This is a genomic window from Acinetobacter sp. A1-4-2, from assembly GCF_040233925.1.
Classification (GTDB): Bacteria; Pseudomonadota; Gammaproteobacteria; order Pseudomonadales; family Moraxellaceae; genus Acinetobacter.
In genome coordinates this window covers 1,943,352-1,959,897 of record NZ_CP157981.1, presented here as the reverse complement: position 1 = coordinate 1,959,897, position 16,546 = coordinate 1,943,352, and the positions used below count along the sequence as shown (strand labels likewise).

18 protein-coding genes are annotated in these 16,546 nt (G+C 42.3%); 9 read left to right on the top strand and 9 right to left on the bottom strand.

All coding sequences use genetic code 11. The annotated features are described in order from the left end of the window. Positions 1-11 precede the first annotated feature (11 nt). The 7 genes from ABJ384_RS09660 to ABJ384_RS09630 are packed head-to-tail and all read left to right on the top strand — an operon-like array spanning position 12 to position 4,464. Positions 12-386 carry a DUF4845 domain-containing protein gene (locus ABJ384_RS09660; RefSeq protein ID WP_166167165.1) on the top strand — a complete coding sequence of 125 codons (375 nt, stop codon included), beginning with the start codon at positions 12-14 and terminating at the stop codon, positions 384-386. Next, complete coding sequence (gene rnc, locus ABJ384_RS09655; RefSeq protein WP_086196140.1) at positions 358-1,056, top strand: ribonuclease III; 699 nt, start codon at positions 358-360, stop codon at positions 1,054-1,056. Before ABJ384_RS09660 ends, rnc begins: the two co-directional genes overlap by 29 nt. Beyond that, a complete protein-coding gene (gene era / locus ABJ384_RS09650; protein ID WP_180042271.1) occupies positions 1,056-2,084 on the top strand; it encodes a GTPase Era in 1,029 nt (342 codons plus the stop codon). The genes rnc and era overlap by 1 nt, the downstream gene beginning before the upstream one ends. Before the next feature lie 30 nt (positions 2,085-2,114). Continuing rightward, positions 2,115-2,306, top strand: coding sequence for an NF038104 family lipoprotein (locus ABJ384_RS09645; RefSeq protein ID WP_166167159.1), 192 nt, complete (start codon positions 2,115-2,117; stop codon positions 2,304-2,306). 12 nt (positions 2,307-2,318) lie between these two features. Further along, the gene (recO, locus tag ABJ384_RS09640) at positions 2,319-3,041 is read left to right on the top strand and encodes a DNA repair protein RecO (protein ID WP_349927020.1); all 723 of its coding nucleotides are present in this window, start codon (positions 2,319-2,321) and stop codon (positions 3,039-3,041) included. Positions 3,042-3,066: 25 nt separating this feature from the next. Beyond that, positions 3,067-3,792, top strand: a complete 726-nt coding sequence (pdxJ, locus tag ABJ384_RS09635) for a pyridoxine 5'-phosphate synthase (protein WP_349927018.1) — start codon at positions 3,067-3,069, stop codon at positions 3,790-3,792. An 18-nt stretch (positions 3,793-3,810) separates the two neighbouring features. Further along, positions 3,811-4,464 (top strand): tRNA-(ms[2]io[6]A)-hydroxylase, encoded by a 654-nt coding sequence (locus tag ABJ384_RS09630; RefSeq protein ID WP_180042278.1) that lies wholly within the window; start codon positions 3,811-3,813, stop codon positions 4,462-4,464. Positions 4,465-4,612: 148 nt separating this feature from the next. On the opposite strand, the gene lipA is transcribed toward ABJ384_RS09630, so the two are convergent. Further along, positions 4,613-5,626: a lipoyl synthase gene (gene lipA, locus ABJ384_RS09625; RefSeq protein ID WP_349927016.1), complete on the bottom strand. Its 1,014-nt coding sequence runs from the start codon at positions 5,624-5,626 to the stop codon at positions 4,613-4,615. Between the two features lie 209 nt (positions 5,627-5,835). Between lipA and sthA the strand changes: the two genes are divergently transcribed. After that, complete coding sequence (sthA, locus tag ABJ384_RS09620; protein ID WP_086196133.1) at positions 5,836-7,251, top strand: Si-specific NAD(P)(+) transhydrogenase; 1,416 nt, start codon at positions 5,836-5,838, stop codon at positions 7,249-7,251. Between the two features lie 194 nt (positions 7,252-7,445). Here the strand turns inward: sthA and ABJ384_RS09615 are convergent, their stop codons facing one another. From ABJ384_RS09615 to ABJ384_RS09590, 6 genes are all read right to left on the bottom strand, one after another. Then, the gene (locus tag ABJ384_RS09615; protein WP_349927014.1) at positions 7,446-7,742 is read right to left on the bottom strand and encodes a four-helix bundle copper-binding protein; all 297 of its coding nucleotides are present in this window, start codon (positions 7,740-7,742) and stop codon (positions 7,446-7,448) included. A 172-nt stretch (positions 7,743-7,914) separates the two neighbouring features. Beyond that, complete coding sequence (chrA, locus tag ABJ384_RS09610; protein ID WP_349927012.1) at positions 7,915-9,144, bottom strand: chromate efflux transporter; 1,230 nt, start codon at positions 9,142-9,144, stop codon at positions 7,915-7,917. A 402-nt stretch (positions 9,145-9,546) separates the two neighbouring features. After that, the gene (locus ABJ384_RS09605) at positions 9,547-10,509 is read right to left on the bottom strand and encodes a TauD/TfdA family dioxygenase (protein WP_349927010.1); all 963 of its coding nucleotides are present in this window, start codon (positions 10,507-10,509) and stop codon (positions 9,547-9,549) included. 187 nt (positions 10,510-10,696) lie between these two features. Further along, positions 10,697-10,831 carry a hypothetical protein gene (locus tag ABJ384_RS09600; RefSeq protein WP_349927008.1) on the bottom strand — a complete coding sequence of 45 codons (135 nt, stop codon included), beginning with the start codon at positions 10,829-10,831 and terminating at the stop codon, positions 10,697-10,699. Further along, entirely contained in the window at positions 10,824-12,038 is a 1,215-nt protein-coding gene (locus ABJ384_RS09595; RefSeq protein WP_349927006.1) for an MFS transporter, read from the bottom strand. Before ABJ384_RS09595 ends, ABJ384_RS09600 begins: the two co-directional genes overlap by 8 nt. Before the next feature lie 154 nt (positions 12,039-12,192). Further along, complete coding sequence (locus ABJ384_RS09590; RefSeq protein ID WP_349927004.1) at positions 12,193-13,275, bottom strand: OmpW family outer membrane protein; 1,083 nt, start codon at positions 13,273-13,275, stop codon at positions 12,193-12,195. 432 nt (positions 13,276-13,707) lie between these two features. Here ABJ384_RS09590 and ABJ384_RS09585 point away from each other — a divergent pair, with 432 nt between their 5' ends. After that, positions 13,708-13,887: a hypothetical protein gene (locus ABJ384_RS09585; protein WP_086199367.1), complete on the top strand. Its 180-nt coding sequence runs from the start codon at positions 13,708-13,710 to the stop codon at positions 13,885-13,887. A 76-nt stretch (positions 13,888-13,963) separates the two neighbouring features. Here the strand turns inward: ABJ384_RS09585 and ABJ384_RS09580 are convergent, their stop codons facing one another. Both ABJ384_RS09580 and ABJ384_RS09575 read right to left on the bottom strand, forming a co-directional pair. Next, positions 13,964-15,421, bottom strand: a complete 1,458-nt coding sequence (locus ABJ384_RS09580) for a sensor domain-containing diguanylate cyclase (protein WP_349927002.1) — start codon at positions 15,419-15,421, stop codon at positions 13,964-13,966. A 194-nt stretch (positions 15,422-15,615) separates the two neighbouring features. Beyond that, entirely contained in the window at positions 15,616-16,404 is a 789-nt protein-coding gene (locus ABJ384_RS09575) for a hypothetical protein (RefSeq protein WP_180176251.1), read from the bottom strand. Between the last annotated feature and the right edge of the window lie 142 nt (positions 16,405-16,546).

The following is a 16,546-nucleotide window of genomic DNA, read 5'->3' as shown; positions in this document are numbered from 1 at the left end:
AAAAATAACAAATGCGTAAAAATCAACAAGGGGCATCTTATATTGCAGTTTTAATTGCAATCATTGGCTTTGCTTTCTTAGCAAAAATTGCCATCGCTGTTTGGGCACCGTACTGGGATGATCGGGTTGTAGATAGCCAGATTACAGAGTTGCTGCAAAGTAGCCCGGCCGATACCGATCCTTCAAAGTTTGCAAGTCAGATGAGTCAACGTTTAGAGATGAACAATGTTCGCGATCTTAAATTTGATGAAATCGCTCAGGTGACCAATATTGATGGACTGCAAGTGAAAAAAGAGTATGAGATAAGAAAGCCGTTCTTACTCAATATAGATTTAGTGTTAAAGTTCGAGAAAAGTTTTGATCAAAGGTCAGTCCAAACTAAGTGATATGCGCTTAGTCAACCGTATCGGTTATCAGTTTAAACAACCTGAATTATTGCAGCTTGCACTGACCCACCGATCGGTTAGTCATAAAACTAACTATGAACGTCTGGAGTTTTTAGGCGATTCATTGTTGGGGATGATCATTGCCCATTATTTGTATCAAGCCTATCCGCATGAAAATGAAGGGCGTTTAACGCGTATGCGTGCCACACTGGTTCGTCAGGAAGCATTAGGCAAAATTGCAAACGATTTGAAACTCGGTTCGTGTTTAATTCTCAGCACGGGTGAGTTGAAATCGGGTGGACATCATCGCGAATCTATTCTTGCTGATACTGTGGAAGCGATTATTGGTGCAATTTATGTTGATTGTCACGATTTAAATGTCTTGCAAGACATCGTGCTAAAATGGTACACGCCATATTTAGACCATATCGAACCTACAGACCAGCTGAAAGATCCTAAATCACGCTTACAGGAATATTTACAGGCACGTAAAAAACCTCTCCCTGTTTATGACGTTGTAGATATTCAAGGCGATGCTCCGAATCAGCATTTCAAGGTGGAATGTACGATTGAAGGCTTGCCTGTATTGTGTGGTGAGGGTTCAAGTCGTCGCTTTGCTGAACAGGCAGTTGCGGCAGATATCTTAAAACAATTGGAGCAAAAGTCTTAATGACTACTCATTCCGATCACATCGATGCTGATCACGAACCGCAAGACGGCGGTAACGATTTAATTAATCAATTCTTCAGTTTACAAGGAACGACGATTCCTTCGGACTTTAAAAGTGGCTTTGTTGCGATTGTAGGACGCCCGAATGTGGGTAAATCTACCTTGATGAACCATTTGCTGGGTCAAAAGCTTTCAATCACTTCACGTAAACCACAAACTACGCGCCACAAGATTGTGGGGATTGATACCCGAGAAAAATCTCAGGCAGTCTTTGTGGATACGCCGGGGATGCATAAAAAAGAAGTACGTGCCATCAATAAAATGATGAACCGTGCCGCTCATTCTGCACTTCGTGATGTCAATCTGGTGCTGTTTGTGGTTGACGCGCAAAAGTGGACGCAAAACGATGAACTGGTGCTGGAAAAACTGCAAAATGCAGAAATGCCGGTGATTCTGGTCATCAACAAGCTGGATACTTTTGAAAACAAGAATCAGGCCTTACCCTTGATTCAGGAACGTGCAAAGTTAATGAATTTTGCCGAAATCGTACCGGTATCGGCTTTACGTGGTGCCAATCTGGAACATTTGCGTAATACCATCGAAAAGTATTTGCCATTCCAGCCGCCACTCTATTCACTGGATCAAATCACCGACCGTTCAGAACGCTTCCTTGCTTCGGAAGTGATTCGTGAAAAAATCATGCGTCAGTTAGGTGAAGAGCTGCCGTATGATTTGACCGTGCAAATTGAATCTTTCAAGACTGAAGAAGCGACCATTAATGCGAAAACAGGTCGTCCAAAAGCGGCGTGTACCTATATTGATGCCACCATTTTTGTTGACCGTCCTGGTCAAAAGGCCATCGTAATTGGTGAAAAAGGTTCTAAGCTGAAAAAAATTGGTATGGATGCGCGTGCTGATATGGAAAAAATGTTCGAACAGAAAATCATGTTGACCCTTTGGGTGAAAGTTAAAGGTGGCTGGTCTGATGATGAGCGTGCATTAAAAAGCTTGGGTTATAGTGATATCTAAAATCTAGGTTTTACTTTGAAAGGAGCTGTAGTGATGAAAGTACTGACTGTTGTGGCATGTGTATTGTTCCTGCAAGGCTGTATTTACAAAATTGTTACAGTTCCTGTCAAAGTGGCCTATAAAACCACTAAAGGCGTGGTTAAAGGTACGGCAGCTGTGGTGGGTGCCGTTATTCCAGATGGGGATGATGAAGAATCTGATTCTGAAAAGAAAAAGGATTAGACTTAAGCCTGTATGCGCAATGAAACCTTACATGGTTATTTAATCCATCATCGTAAATACCGTGAGCGCAGTCATATTGTGCATCTGTTTACTCAGGAGCATGGTCGCGTGGATGGAATATTAAGGCAAACTCCACCGCCGCAATACCAACCGATTTGCCTGCAAGCTTCCGGTAAATCGGAGCTTAAAAATTTTACCAAGCTGGAAATTGTCAATCAGCCGATTTTCTTTTTTGGCGATGCCTTCTTTTCCGGTTTTTATCTAAATGAAATTATCCTGCGCTTGTGCCCGGTTGAAGTGGAAATGCCACAAACCTTTGTGCAATATCATCAGACTTTGCAGCAATTGCAACGATTGGCACAGCAGGAGCATCCTGATCTTTTTTTAAGACAAATCTTACGTCAGTTCGAGCATGCACTTTTAGAAGAACTGGGCTATGCACTTGATTTTACAGTGGATGCACAGCAACATAAAATTCAGGAATCACAATCTTATCTGTTTCAGCTCAATGATGGTTTTATTCCTACAGTACAACAGTCACGTTCGACTTTATCTGGACAGCAGATTCTTTCGATGCGTGATTATGAAAAGGGTAGGGATTTTAATCCTGAACAGTTACAATTGTTGACTAAGCTGTATCGGCAGATCATCACCGCGCTTTTGGGCGACCGACCGCTGAAAAGCCGTCAATTGTGGATTCAAAATACTCAATCTCAATCTCAATCTCAATCTTAATTTTAAACATAGTTAGGTAATTGTTATGGCTGCATTACTTGGTGTAAATATTGACCATGTGGCGACTTTGCGACAGGCGCGCGGAACCGCTTATCCAGATCCGGTAAATGCTGCTTTAATTTGCGAACAGGCAGGTGCAGAGGGTATCACCCTGCATTTACGTGAAGACCGTCGCCATATTCAGGATGATGATGTACGTTGTATGCGTCCTGTGCTGAAAACGCATATGAATCTGGAAATGGCTGTGACGGCTGAAATGGTGGAATTTGCCAAGGAAATCAAGCCTCATCATGTGTGCTTCGTTCCAGAAAAGCGTCAGGAAGTGACCACTGAAGGCGGTCTGGATGTGGTGGGTCATTTTGAAGATGTTAAAGCCGCAACTCAGGCCTTGTCTGCTATTGGCTGTGAAGTGTCTTTATTTATTGATGCTGACTTTGCCCAAATTGATGCAGCTGTCGCTTGCGGTGCGCCAACCATCGAGTTACACACAGGTGCTTATGCCGATGCCGAAACTGCAGAAGCTCAGCAGCATGAACTTGAGCGTATTGTTAAAGGTGCGGAATATGCTGCATCTAAAGGTTTAATTGTGAACGCCGGGCATGGTCTGAACCTGGAAAATGTCACCCCAATTGCTGCAATTCCACAAATTCATGAGCTTAATATTGGTCATTCCATTATTGCCGATGCAGTGTTTGTCGGTTTGGCCCAAGCTGTTCAACAAATGAAAGCTGTGATTAAAGCAGCACGTTAAGATTTAAGTTTAAAAGTTATGTCGACAACCCATTATGATGATCTCATGAAACCTGTGATTGGTTTCCTGGGATGTGAAACGCCAAAAGCGTGGCTAGATGAAGCTGTGAATAACCTGGAGTTGCTCATGCAGGATCATGCCAATTGTGAAAAAAAAGCCGCTGGCACAGCCATGAACCTGATGTTCCGCTACAGCTTTTTTACCGATTTGCAGGTCAAGCTGGCACAACTGGTACGCGAAGAAATGCTGCATTATGAGCAGGTGCTGGAATTTATGTCCAAACGCGGACAGGAATGGAAAGCTGTGAGTGCAGGGCGTTATGCAGGCATATTGCGCAAGGAAATTCGTACTTACGAGCCGGAAGCATTGATTGACGTGCTGATTATTGGTGCCTTTGTGGAAGCACGTTCCTGTGAGCGTTTTTATGCACTTGCGCCACTGGTTGATGAAGAGTTAGGACGCTATTATCGCTACCTGCTTAAATCTGAATCACGCCATTATGAAGATTATCTGGCACTGGCCTTGGATGTTGCCAAAACATCTAAAATGAAAGACCCGGAAGAAGACATTCAGGGGCGTATCGAGCATATCCGTGAAGTGGAAAAGAATTTAATCCTTTCAGAAGATGATACTTTCCGTTTCCATAGTGGTGTGCCGCGTCAAGCAGCTTAAGTTTCTTATTTATTCCATTAAAAAAAATCCCCTACTTGAGTAGAGGATTTTTTTATGGCTGATCATTTTAAAACTGAAAATAAAAATGCCAATCTAATAAATTTAGATTGGCATTTATTGATCAGTCTGGTTTCAGGCTGATTTTCAATTAAGCTTCAATGGTCTGCACCGCAATTTTTTTTGCAGGATCAGTTTTGCGACGTACCGAAGGAACTGGTTCACCATAATACTGACGGTCGGCAAAGTAACTTGAACGAACCATAGGGGCTGCCCAGATATTCTTGAATCCAATTTTCTGACCGTGGGCGGTATAGCGTTCAAATTCTTCTGGAGTCACGAAACGGTCAATCGGTGCATGTTCTTTAGAAGGCTGTAAATACTGACCAATAGTCACGTAATCGACATCGTGTGCTTTTAAGTCATCCAGCAATGCAATCACTTCTTCTTCAGTTTCACCAATACCGACCATCAAGCCACATTTGGTTGGAACGTCCGGGCAGTATTCCTTAAACATTTTCAGTAAGTTTAAAGAATGCTGATAATCTGAACCTGGACGCATCGCTTTATACAAACGTGGCACCGTTTCAATGTTGTGGTTAAATACGTCCGGTGGGCACTCGGTCATGATGCGAAGCGCGATGTCCATACGACCACGGAAATCCGGTACTAGAATTTCTAATAAGGTATTCGGGCTTAAATTGCGGGCTTCTTTAATGCAGTCCACGAAATGCTGTGCACCGCCATCTCGAAGGTCATCACGGTCAACCGAAGTAATAACCGCATATTTTAAACCCAGATTGGCAATGGTTTCGGCCATATGACGCGGTTCGTCAGGGTCAAGGGCATTTGGACGACCATGTGCCACATCGCAGAAAGGACAGCGACGGGTACAGATATCACCCATAATCATAAAGGTTGCGGTACCGCCACCAAAACATTCTGGCAGGTTCGGGCAAGCAGCTTCTTCACACACCGTATGTAATTTCTGCTCACGCAGCGTGGTTTTAATACGTTGAACTTCTTCAGGAGCCGCCATTTTTACCCGGATCCAGTCCGGCTTGCGTGGCGTTTCAACCGTAGGTACAACTTTTACAGGAATACGAGCGACTTTCTCTGCGCCACGAAGTTTGACACCCTGTTCAGGTTTACGGTTTTCAGACATATTCAACTTTTCCACTGTTTTTTGACGGGGGAGATACTAGATATATTAGGTCTCTCATTATAACGGACTTGAATCTAAATGGGGTAAAAAGGATATTCATTTAATAAATGTAGTCATCACTTAATATATGTGAGGTAAATACAGAAAATTGCGAGTATTTACGTCATAATATAGCCAAGATAGACCAATATTGAAGATAGGAGCGTTGAATGCCACGTAAAAAAGAGGTCGTTAGTGGAACTTTCGTTAAATACGATGCGGTAGTTCTCGGCTCAGGCCCTGCGGGTGAAGGCGCGGCAATGAAACTTGCTAAATCAGGCAAGCGTGTTGCAATTGTTGATATGCGTGAACAATTAGGTGGTAACTGTACACACGTAGGTACCATTCCAAGTAAAGCATTACGTCAAACAGTATCGAGCATTTTGCGTTACCAGCGTGACCCGATGTTCCAGAAAGTGGGCGAATGGAAGCAGTTCACCATGAAACAGGTGCTGCGTAATGCCCATAAAGTGATTCAGCAACAGGTGGAAACACACTCCCGTTTTTATGACCGTAACAAGATTGATATTTATCATGGTCGTGCCTATATCCAGGATAAAAATACCGTATTGATCTTTAGCCCTGAAGGCATAACAGAAACGATTGTTTTCCAGCAATTAGTTATTGCGACAGGTTCACGTCCATACCGTCCGGCGGCGCTTGATTTCAATCATCCACGTGTATTTGATTCAGACAAAATTCTGGATCTGGATTATTCAATTCAAAAAATTATTATTTATGGTGCCGGCGTTATTGGTTGTGAATATGCATCCATTTTCATTGGTCTGGACCATAAAGTTGATTTGATTAATACCCAGCCTAAATTGCTCAGCTACCTGGACGATGAAATTTCTGATGCCTTATCTTACCGTTTACGTGAACAGGGTGTATTGATTCGTCATAATGAACAAATTGATCATCTTGAGACATTTGATGATCATGTGGTGTTGCATTTGCAAAGCGGCAAGAAAATTAAAGCCGATGCTATTTTGTGGTGTAACGGTCGTTCGGGGAATACTGACGGTTTAGGTTTGGAAAATGTAGGCATTACCCCAAACAGTCGTGGTCAGCTCACAGTGAATGATCAGTACCAGACAGAAGTGGAAAATATCTATGCTGCCGGTGACGTGATTGGTTGGCCATCACTGGCTTCTGCTGCTTATGACCAGGGGCGTTGCGCTGGTTCAAACATGAGCGGTGAAGAGAACGTTAAACCCGTAACGGATATTCCGACAGGTATTTATACCATTCCGGAAATTTCTTCGATTGGTAAGACTGAACAGCAATTGACCGAAGAAAAAATTCCTTACGAAGTTGGTCAGGCATCTTTCCGTCATTTGGCACGTGCACAGATTACCGGGGACACCGTAGGTGAATTGAAAATTCTATTCCACCGTGACACCTTAGAAGTGTTAGGGGTGCATTGCTTTGGTAATAACGCTGCCGAGATTATCCATATTGGTCAGGCTGTGATGAATAGCCCGAACAATACTATCAAGTATTTTGTGGAAACCACATTTAACTATCCGACCATGGCGGAAGCGTACCGTGTAGCAACCTTGAATGGTATGAACCGTTTATTCTAAGATTTTCTGAATTTTAGATGCGAAACCCGTAAGTGAAGGCTTGCGGGTTTTTGTTTATTTTGTAGGACAAAATATCTCATCAGGGCATGAGAGTGAGGAGTAGCGCTTAGTGTAAACCCGCAGATCAAGTGTTTCTATTTTTGCTTATCATTCACTTGGATTTAGGCTGGCATTTTACGGCATTCTGCCGCACATTACTGGCAGGTTTCGGCACATCGCTGGCAATGTTCTGCTTCATGTTTACTGCATTCTTTGGCGCAGTAATCGCACATTTGAGCACAGAGCTGACAGATTTCCTGCATAAAGGCAGAGGTTCTTTGTTCAGAGCGGGCGCATAAGTTGCACATATCTGCACAGTCCAGACAGCGTTTAATGCATTCACGCATCATCTCTATCTCATTTTCATCCAGACAGGCGGCTGCACAACTGGTACAGGTCAAAGAACAGGTCATACACATTTGGGCGCAATCTGAAAAGCTGACTATATTCATGCTGTTTTCCTGATGAATCGGCTGAAATTGATATCTCAATAAGCTAATCAGAAATAGAAAAAGAAAATAGAAAGATTGGGTGATTAAAAGTAAACAGTGTCCGCTTTAAGTAAGCGAATGCTGCATGATAAAAAACTGGGCAAATAGATAGTGGATCACTGTATTCTATAGGTTATGAGAAAAAGCCATGATGATCCAATAACCATAATAGTCCGTAATAGCTAAAGAAACTGCTGATTAAGGTCAGCCCGACTGGAACTTTGCTCTTAAGTAATGCAATGACAGCGATAATAAAAACAATATCTAAGCCAGACAGTACATATTTTTCACCCATCTGCACCACTAGGCATAATAACAGGCCCACCACAGCAGCATTAATTCCTGCCAAAGCCTGAAATAAACCTGGAAACTGCATTAAACGCGACCAGTAAGGTAAAGCGCCGAAAATGAGGAAAAAAGAAGGCAAGAAAATCACTGCAGTTGCAAAGGCGGCATTCAGTACTGCCGATGAACTTAAGGGTAATAAAGCACCCAGATAGCTGGCGAAACTGAATAATGGGCCTGGCATCAGCTGGGCAATGGCATAGCCCAGGTCAAAATGTTGCTGGGAGACCAAGCCGGATGCAACAAAGTCCTGCTGTAAAAATGGCAAAATAATATGACCGCCACCAAAGACTAAAGAAGCAGTGCGGTATAAACCGGTAAAACTGTCTAGCCAAATACTGGGAAAGAAATATTGTAGCGCTGGAACTAGTACAAAAGGCAAGGCAAATAAAATCAGCCAGAGATAAGCGAAAGGTTTTTTAGCTGTGATTGAGATGCCCGTAACGGGTTTAGGGGTATTTTTTTGCGGAAAATAATGCAGATAAATCAGTCCTGCCAAAGCACCAAAAAGAATCACCAAAACCTGATTGATACTGATGGGAACTAGATAGACAAATAAGCCCGACAGCAGCATTAATACATACTGCCATTGCTCTTTACAAAAGCTACGTAACATTTGCCAGAATGCCCATGCCACCACGCTAAATACAATCAGTTGAATCACATGGAAAAATTCGACAGAAAAATAACCAGAAAATTGAATGCCCAGCATTGCCGCAAGGGTCATGAGCAGTGCCGAAGGTAAAGTAAAACCCAGCCATGCCAGCAGTGCACCCCGATAACCTTTGAGCTGATAGCCAATCGCAAGACCCAGCTGGCTACTGCTAGGTCCAGGTAAAATTTGTGCCAAGGCCAGCAGATGGGCATATTGATGCTCATCCAGATAACCAAGCTGTTGTACAAAACGCCGATAAAAAAACACCAGATGGGCTGCTGGACCGCCAAATGCCGTACAGCCTAATCTGAGGAATATTTTAAACAAGCTGAAATTTGACAGCGTGGGAACAGGGGATGACATGATGAAATGATCCAAAAATATTTGAGTTTTAGCCCGGGCAAGATTAACAGGTCGGATTGACCTTGTTATATGGTTTTCCTGCAATACATATTGCAAATATGAAAAAGCCCATCCCAAGTCATTACTTTTGATGGGCTTTTATTTTTTAATTTAACTCGTAAATATTTAAACAAGATGACCATCATTGAAAATGATCCCTGATGTAATGTATCGCACGCTAGTTACTGATAAGTACAGGGAGCCTATCCTAAGGTAAGGGGGTTAATAAAAAATTGCAGCATCATGACGCATTTTTTATTTTATTTACGATTTTGCCTATTCGTAAATGTAGATGAGGTCATGATGCTGTGGAGTAATTTTTCAGCTATTGTTTATTGTTATTATTTCAGATGGATGAATCCGTTAATAAGGCCGACCACCTGCCAGACTGATACGTTTTAGCAAACGGCGCTGCTCACTGGGAAAAGGTTTGCGTGAATGCAGAGTGACCTGATTATCCCAAAATACGATATCGCCCTGTTGCCATTGATGTTCATAGCGAAATTCAGGTTTTAACAGATGTTCGCGCAATGAAGCAATCAATTCACTGCCAGCCTGATCATCATCATTGACCAGTTCCACCTCGGAATGGGTATTTAACCAGAGCGCTTTACGACCACTCTCAGGATGGGTACGCACCAGTGGATGAGGATAGGCATGACCAATAATCGGCTGATCTTTAAAGCGATATAGAGGACTGCTGCCATAACCATTATTGTCATTGTCTTTCAGGTATTGTCGACGAACAAAGGGGTTATAGGTAATCAGCTGTAATTGATCGATATGCTGTTTGGTTGCTTCATCTAAAGCATCATAAGCTTGGATGGTATTAAACCAGGATGTTTGCCCGCCGTCTTTTGGTAATTCAATGGCATAAAGCAATGAACCAAAAGACGGTTGTGGCGTCCATTGGTGATCGGCATGCGGCGAAAGTTCACCATAGCCGGTGTAATCACCCTGTCCCACAGCATTGGAAACGGGCACGACATCGGGTGGTGTACCGGTATCTGTTTGGGTGGCAAGTACCGGATTATCTGCACTTGGGCGGAAAATGGAACCAAAATAGCTGGCAAAGGCCAAATACTGTAAATCGTCCAAGCGCTGGTTTTTGAAAATTAAAATGAGATGTTCGGCCAGTGCCTGCTTCAGGCGGTAAATGGTTTCACCCGCTTGGGCTTTACGTGCATCCAGGCCAAAAACTACAGCGCCTAGAGCTTCACCTTCTAAGGGCACAATAGTAATATCTTGCGGGTTTTGAAATTGTTCGGCCTGATGCCAGCGCGGTGCATCATGTATTGCCTGAGAAAGTTGGGTAAGTGCCGTCATTGTTTTGCTCTGATGTTTTTACGTTGAAGTAAAATCTAAGCAATCCAGAATAAAAGATAAAATCAAAATAGTTTCTAAGCTTATGAAATCCGAGTGAAAAACACTTAAATTGATGATTGTTCAGCTTTTAATATAAACAGCAAAACAAAGCAGGCTTTTTGCTGTTTTCACTGCTGATATTTCAGCATTAATGCGCGCAAAAGGCCTGATTGAAATACTCAAACAGTTGCGGTGTTTTGACCCAAAGCAGAATGGCGATGGCCAATAACAGGACAATCGCTGCTGCAATCGAGATCTTAAGTCCAAGCATAGAATCAGTCATGAACCACATGCTCCTCATTGACAAAGAAATGAACCAGCACCCCAAATACACTTAACAGGATGGAAAACATCCAGATCATATTGTAGTCGCCAGTCATGTCATGATTGACACCCCCCAGCCAGCCACCAAAGAACGAACCAACCTGATGGGTAAAAAACACGATACCACTGAGCATGGACAGATATTTTATGCCAAACATATTTGCCACAATACCATTGGTGAGGGGAACCGTAGACAACCACAATAAGCCCATAATGATGCCAAAGCTGTAAATTGTCCATGTACTCAAAGGCAGCAATAAAAAGCCAATAATGGCAATACCACGCAGGCCATATAAACCCATCAGCAAGTGAGGTTTTGAGTATTTTCCACCCAGCCAGCCTGCGGTATAAGTACCGACAATATTAAATAAACCGACCAGAGCCAGAAATACTGTGCCTGTGGTGGCATCAAAACCATGATCAATCAGGTAACCCGGTAAATGAATACCAATAAACACCACCTGAAAACCGCAGACAAAAAAGCCTAAAGACAGGAACCAGAACGGTTTATGATTTTTGGCAATCCTCAGAATTTCTTTGATACTTAATGCCGGTGTTGGGATGGCAGCCGAAACATTCGCAGGCGTATAAGCAGGCGCTTTTAAAGTCCACGCCAATGGAATAATGAAGGCAATTAAAATGGCACTGACCATCAATGCAGCTGACCAGCCGACACTTTGTAAAAGCAGCAGGGTCGATGGCAGCATGCTAAATTGACCAAAAGAGCCTGCTGCACTGGCAATACCCATCGCCAGACTGCGTTTTTCAGGATGTGCGGCACGCCCCACAGCAGAAAGCAATATGGGAAAAGAGGTCGCAGAAAGTGCCAGACCTAAAATTAAACCGACGCTTAAATTCAGCAGCAAGCCGCTGGAGCTGACGGCCATCAGCAACAGGCCAAGGGTATAAAGTGCACCACCAATAGCAACTACAATTTTACTGCCATATTTATCGGCAAAAACTCCGGTAATGGGTTGTACTGCACCCCAAATCAGGTTTTGCATGGCAATGGCAAGACTAAAGACATTATGTCCCCAGCCAAACTCATGGCTCATAGGAACAAGATATAAACCAAATGCATGACGGACACCCAAAGATAAAGCCAGAATAACGGCACTTCCAATTAACATGTAAATCAGAGGTTTGGAAAAACGGGTGTCTGACATATTTCATCCATGCGGAGTTGTGTTGTGGCTATGTTATTCGATTATAAAGGACGAGGCGATTAAATTAAATTTCAACAAAAGATAAAATTAAGTTATAGAAAGTTTTATAAATACAAAAAAGACGACATAAAGCCGTCTTTGGATTATTGAAAACTTAGAAACGCATACCGATCCCCGCATAAGCAAGTATCGGGTTGACTTCAATATCTGCTTTGGAGGTAATTAATCTACCTAATTGTTCATCAGCTACTGTAATCGTGGTTTCATTTTTCAGATGTGCATAAGACACGGAACCCACTGCGAACCAGCGCTCATTAAAATCATAGGTGAAACCGACAGTTGCAATTGGGGCAATAACATCCGTTGCTTCAAGGTTGACTTGAGGATTGGCTTTACTCGGTTTAGCTTCCAGTGAAGCTCCGGCATTGCCTTGTTTGATGTTGGCAATCATATGACCAGCTGCAATCAAGTCCTGTTCTGTACGCGGATTGATTTCCAGTTCATTGAAATAAGTATACATCAAACCTAAACCAACATAAGGGCGGAATTTATTGACTCCGGTTTTACCAAAGTGATACTGGAACTCAAAGGCCGGTGTCCAGGCACGAGCCGAGGCAGCAGGTCCATGAGCTTCTAAATCGGTAATAAAGATATTGTTTTGCAGATCAATGTTGAGGAATTCTAAAGGCAAGTTACCAATTTGCGGTGTTGCCACAGCAGAGAAGGGGGCATAAATTTTTCCTTTACCCTGTAAGTCAACTTTGGGTGGAATGCCGGCCTTGATTTCAAAGGAAAGGTTATCGGTAAAGAAGTAATTGGTCATGATCCCCAGCGTTGTGACATCATCGGCCTCCAGGCCTGTACCCGGGTTATTCCATTGCTCCAGCCCATAAATCTGTGAGCTGCCACTGAGTTCGCTTCCAAGCTGACCTCTGATAAAAAAGCCCAAACCTCTTAAAACGGTGGCTAGTGCAGTCTGATTCACTTCCGGACTAAGATTGTTGAGTACGGTATCGACCTGAATATCACCATTCCTGACAACTTCACCATTTTTAACAGCTGTATTCACCTGAAAGGGCTGGGCTTTACCCTGCGGCATGACATGTAGGGCACCGACAGAAACAGAAAAGCGTTTAAAACCATCGCCATCTTTTAAGCTGAAATAATGTGAATCGGCATAGCTTACAGCGGGTAGGGCAGCAAGAGACGACATCATACAAAATAACGTTTTTTTCATTCAGGGACTCCATGTCCATTTTGCGATTATTCATTTTTTTTGTTCACTTTTCTTATTCTATATTTAGAGAAAAATCATTTTGTTACTCAAAAATATTAATCGGGTAGTATTCATGTAAAAAATTAACTGTTTTGTTTCAGGAACATGAAGAAAAATAATTTTATGTAAGCTGCTGTTTTTGCTAATGGATAAAGTTTTTGTAGGTTAATAACAGGCAGGAATTGAGATGATATTTATATATTTTTAATGCATTAATAGCGTTGATATAGGGGCTGATGTGGTCAATGCTGATGACGATGTAGTTAAAAACAGATCATCGCTGGCATAACTAAAGCAATTGACTCAAGTGATTGCACCATGAGCTAAAATCCTATCTCGCACTGAGAAGCATTTTTCCGTACAATATGCTGCAGAAATCCTTGAGTGAATCATATGAGCACCCAAAATACGCCCAAGAAAAAACCCTTGGTTAATTTACCTTTCCCGATGAAAAAGGCAGATGAGAATTCTTCCGATGAAGTCTTGGAAGATTTACGCCCTAAACCGCAGCGCTATGCTGATCGTACCTGGATGCCACCACGTGGTACACGCCGTTCCATGGGCAAGCGTTAAGTTCTTCATATAAAAATAAAAAAGCTATGGTCTGACCATGGCTTTTTTATTGCCGTTAAACTGGGGTTTTGGATATTTAATTCGAGTCAGAAAGTTGGTTTCGTCTATCATGGTTCTGATAGTAATTCTTTTTCTGGTGATACATCTCCAGGTCAGCACGCTTCAGCATATCTTCAATCCGTTCATGCGGCAAATTTGTCGCATGACCTATAGACAGGCTGATCGGCTGATTGGCATAAAATTGATTGTCCACCGACAAAAGTTCCTGCAGACTTTGCAGGCAGTTTTGTAAGGCTGCCTCATCTGCACCCGGTAAAAGAACGACAAACTCATCTCCGCCAATACGTGAGGCCGAATAGGGCGTATGCTGAATCAATTGGTTCAGGATGTTGCCTATACGCCGTAAGACACCGTCACCTGCATCATGTCCCTCGCTATCATTCAGTATTTTCAGTCCATTTAAATCTATAAAAATACACGAGATTGGATGTAATAAATTGCGTTCAAGCCGGTTCAGTTCTGCCACATAAAAAGAACGGTTGTACAGTTGGGTGAGTACGTCGTGTTTGCCTAAATATTCAAGATAATGTTCAGCTTTTTTGCGCGCTGTAATATCAGTCAGGGCAACCTGTACAATGCTCCAGTCATCCAGATAATCCGGAAATACGGTAAATTGCAGCAGTACATGGCGAATGCTGCCATCAATTGCGTAATTGACTACTTCACGTTGATGATGCAGATGACCGTTCCACAGTTCAATCAATTGTTCCCGGAATGTTCGAACCATTTCCTCAGCAAAAACTTTATGAAGATTTTTTAATAAAATCTCTTTACTGGCTGCACCAAACAAATCGAGGGTGGCTTGATTGACATCAATCACTTTAATTTCCTTGATGCATTCAATGACAAACTCACTATGCACATCCAGAAAGGTGGCAAAATCTTCAATGCCTAATTTACGCAATTGATCCAGTTTAATTTTAATACGGCTGAAATCTTCTATCCAAAGAGAGGTTGGAGAATAAGTAAAGCGTGCCTCTGCCAGATGGCGGCTTCGTTCTTCCTTACGGCAGGCTTCAGTGTAAGAAGTGATGTCTTCGGTGGTAATTAATACCAGGGATAAATCCTGTTCATGTTGCGGCAGTACAATGCCTTTGAGCTGGATATCCAGGCGCTTTCCAGTCAAGGTATAGTTTACAGCAGAATTGGAAAAACGAGTTTCACCATTCCACAACGCAACCAGTTCGTGGATATGGGTTTTTGCCATATCTTCTTTAAAGACTAATTGCAGGTTTTGCGATAGATGTTCAAAGTCATTGGCCTGATAAAGTTCAAGGGTTTTAGAATTGACCTTTAATAATTTAATTTTTTTTGCGCATGCAAGAATACGCGATTCATCTTCTTGCAGGAAACTGAACAGATCTTGCACGCCCTGACTACGCCAAAGATCAAATTGTTTTTTGATTTCACTATAGTCTTCCAGCCACATGGCAACGGGAGAGAGTTCAAAAAAAGGGGAGTTCAGCATGTCCATTTAAGGCGCTCATTATTTTTTAGAATTTAAGTATCAAGTATATGATGTAAAAAATGATTTTAAAATAATATGATAAGTAAAATAATATGTATTTTTAATGAGCAGGGTGTCTCAAAATAAAAAATCAGGTGGATAAAAAAAAGCCAATTCAGGAGCTGGCTTTCAAGATCGGTTTTATGGAATAGGATTAAAGCTTAGCGACTGGCTCTACGGGCCTTGTTTTCTGGCTTAGGCGCAGAAATTTCACGTTCACCTTGCCAGACATCCATAAAGTCTTTTTCGTTGATATTGTAGAGTTCAAGCAAAGCCAGAATGACTCCGCCAAACATCATCGAACCTTCTGAATGGTCTTGCCAGTCAAAAATCTTGCCGTTTAACACATGCAAAATGTCTGAAATTTCAAAATTTCGGTCCCGGCCATTACTGTCGGTTGGGTACATTTGGGTATTGAGAATAATTCGGGCGGCACTTTTTTCATTTTCTGACAAATCTAAACAGGCTGTAATATCTTCATCTGGGGAGGAGAAAATAACCTCATCGGTAAATACTGTTCTGAGAAAATGACGGGTTAGTTTGGGTAAGGCTCTTTCTACAAAAGGGCGGAAAGAAATGGGAAAAATCACATTATGTGAAATACCCTTAAACATTGGGGCAATTTCTTCGGTTTTATAGCCAGCAATGCCGCAACCCACCGAGGTAATGAAATAGGTCATTTTCGGATGGTTTTTGGTATAAATCTTGAAGTCATCAATATAGTGCTGAATTTGCGACAAGGGCATCTGTTGCAAATGCTCGTTCATGGTGGGAATGGCGTAACTTTGACCTGACCAGCCACGTCCTACGCCTTGCATTGCGCCAAAATATTGCAGGGCAGTACGCGCAGCCCCACCTGCATGGTTTCCTGCCATGTTGCTGCCAAAGACAAAAACGGTATCTTCTGGTAGATTTTTGACAATACTTTCGTCATGGTAATGGTAAGTCATAGGCTTTATTGTGATCATGAGGCTTTGTCTCATGTTGCTATTGAATGCACATGCGGTCAAGACAAAAATGTTGCAATTTTCTTTATATAAGTCCCTCGCTAAATATCAGGAGATTGATATTGAATGTTGAGCTTTAACCCTC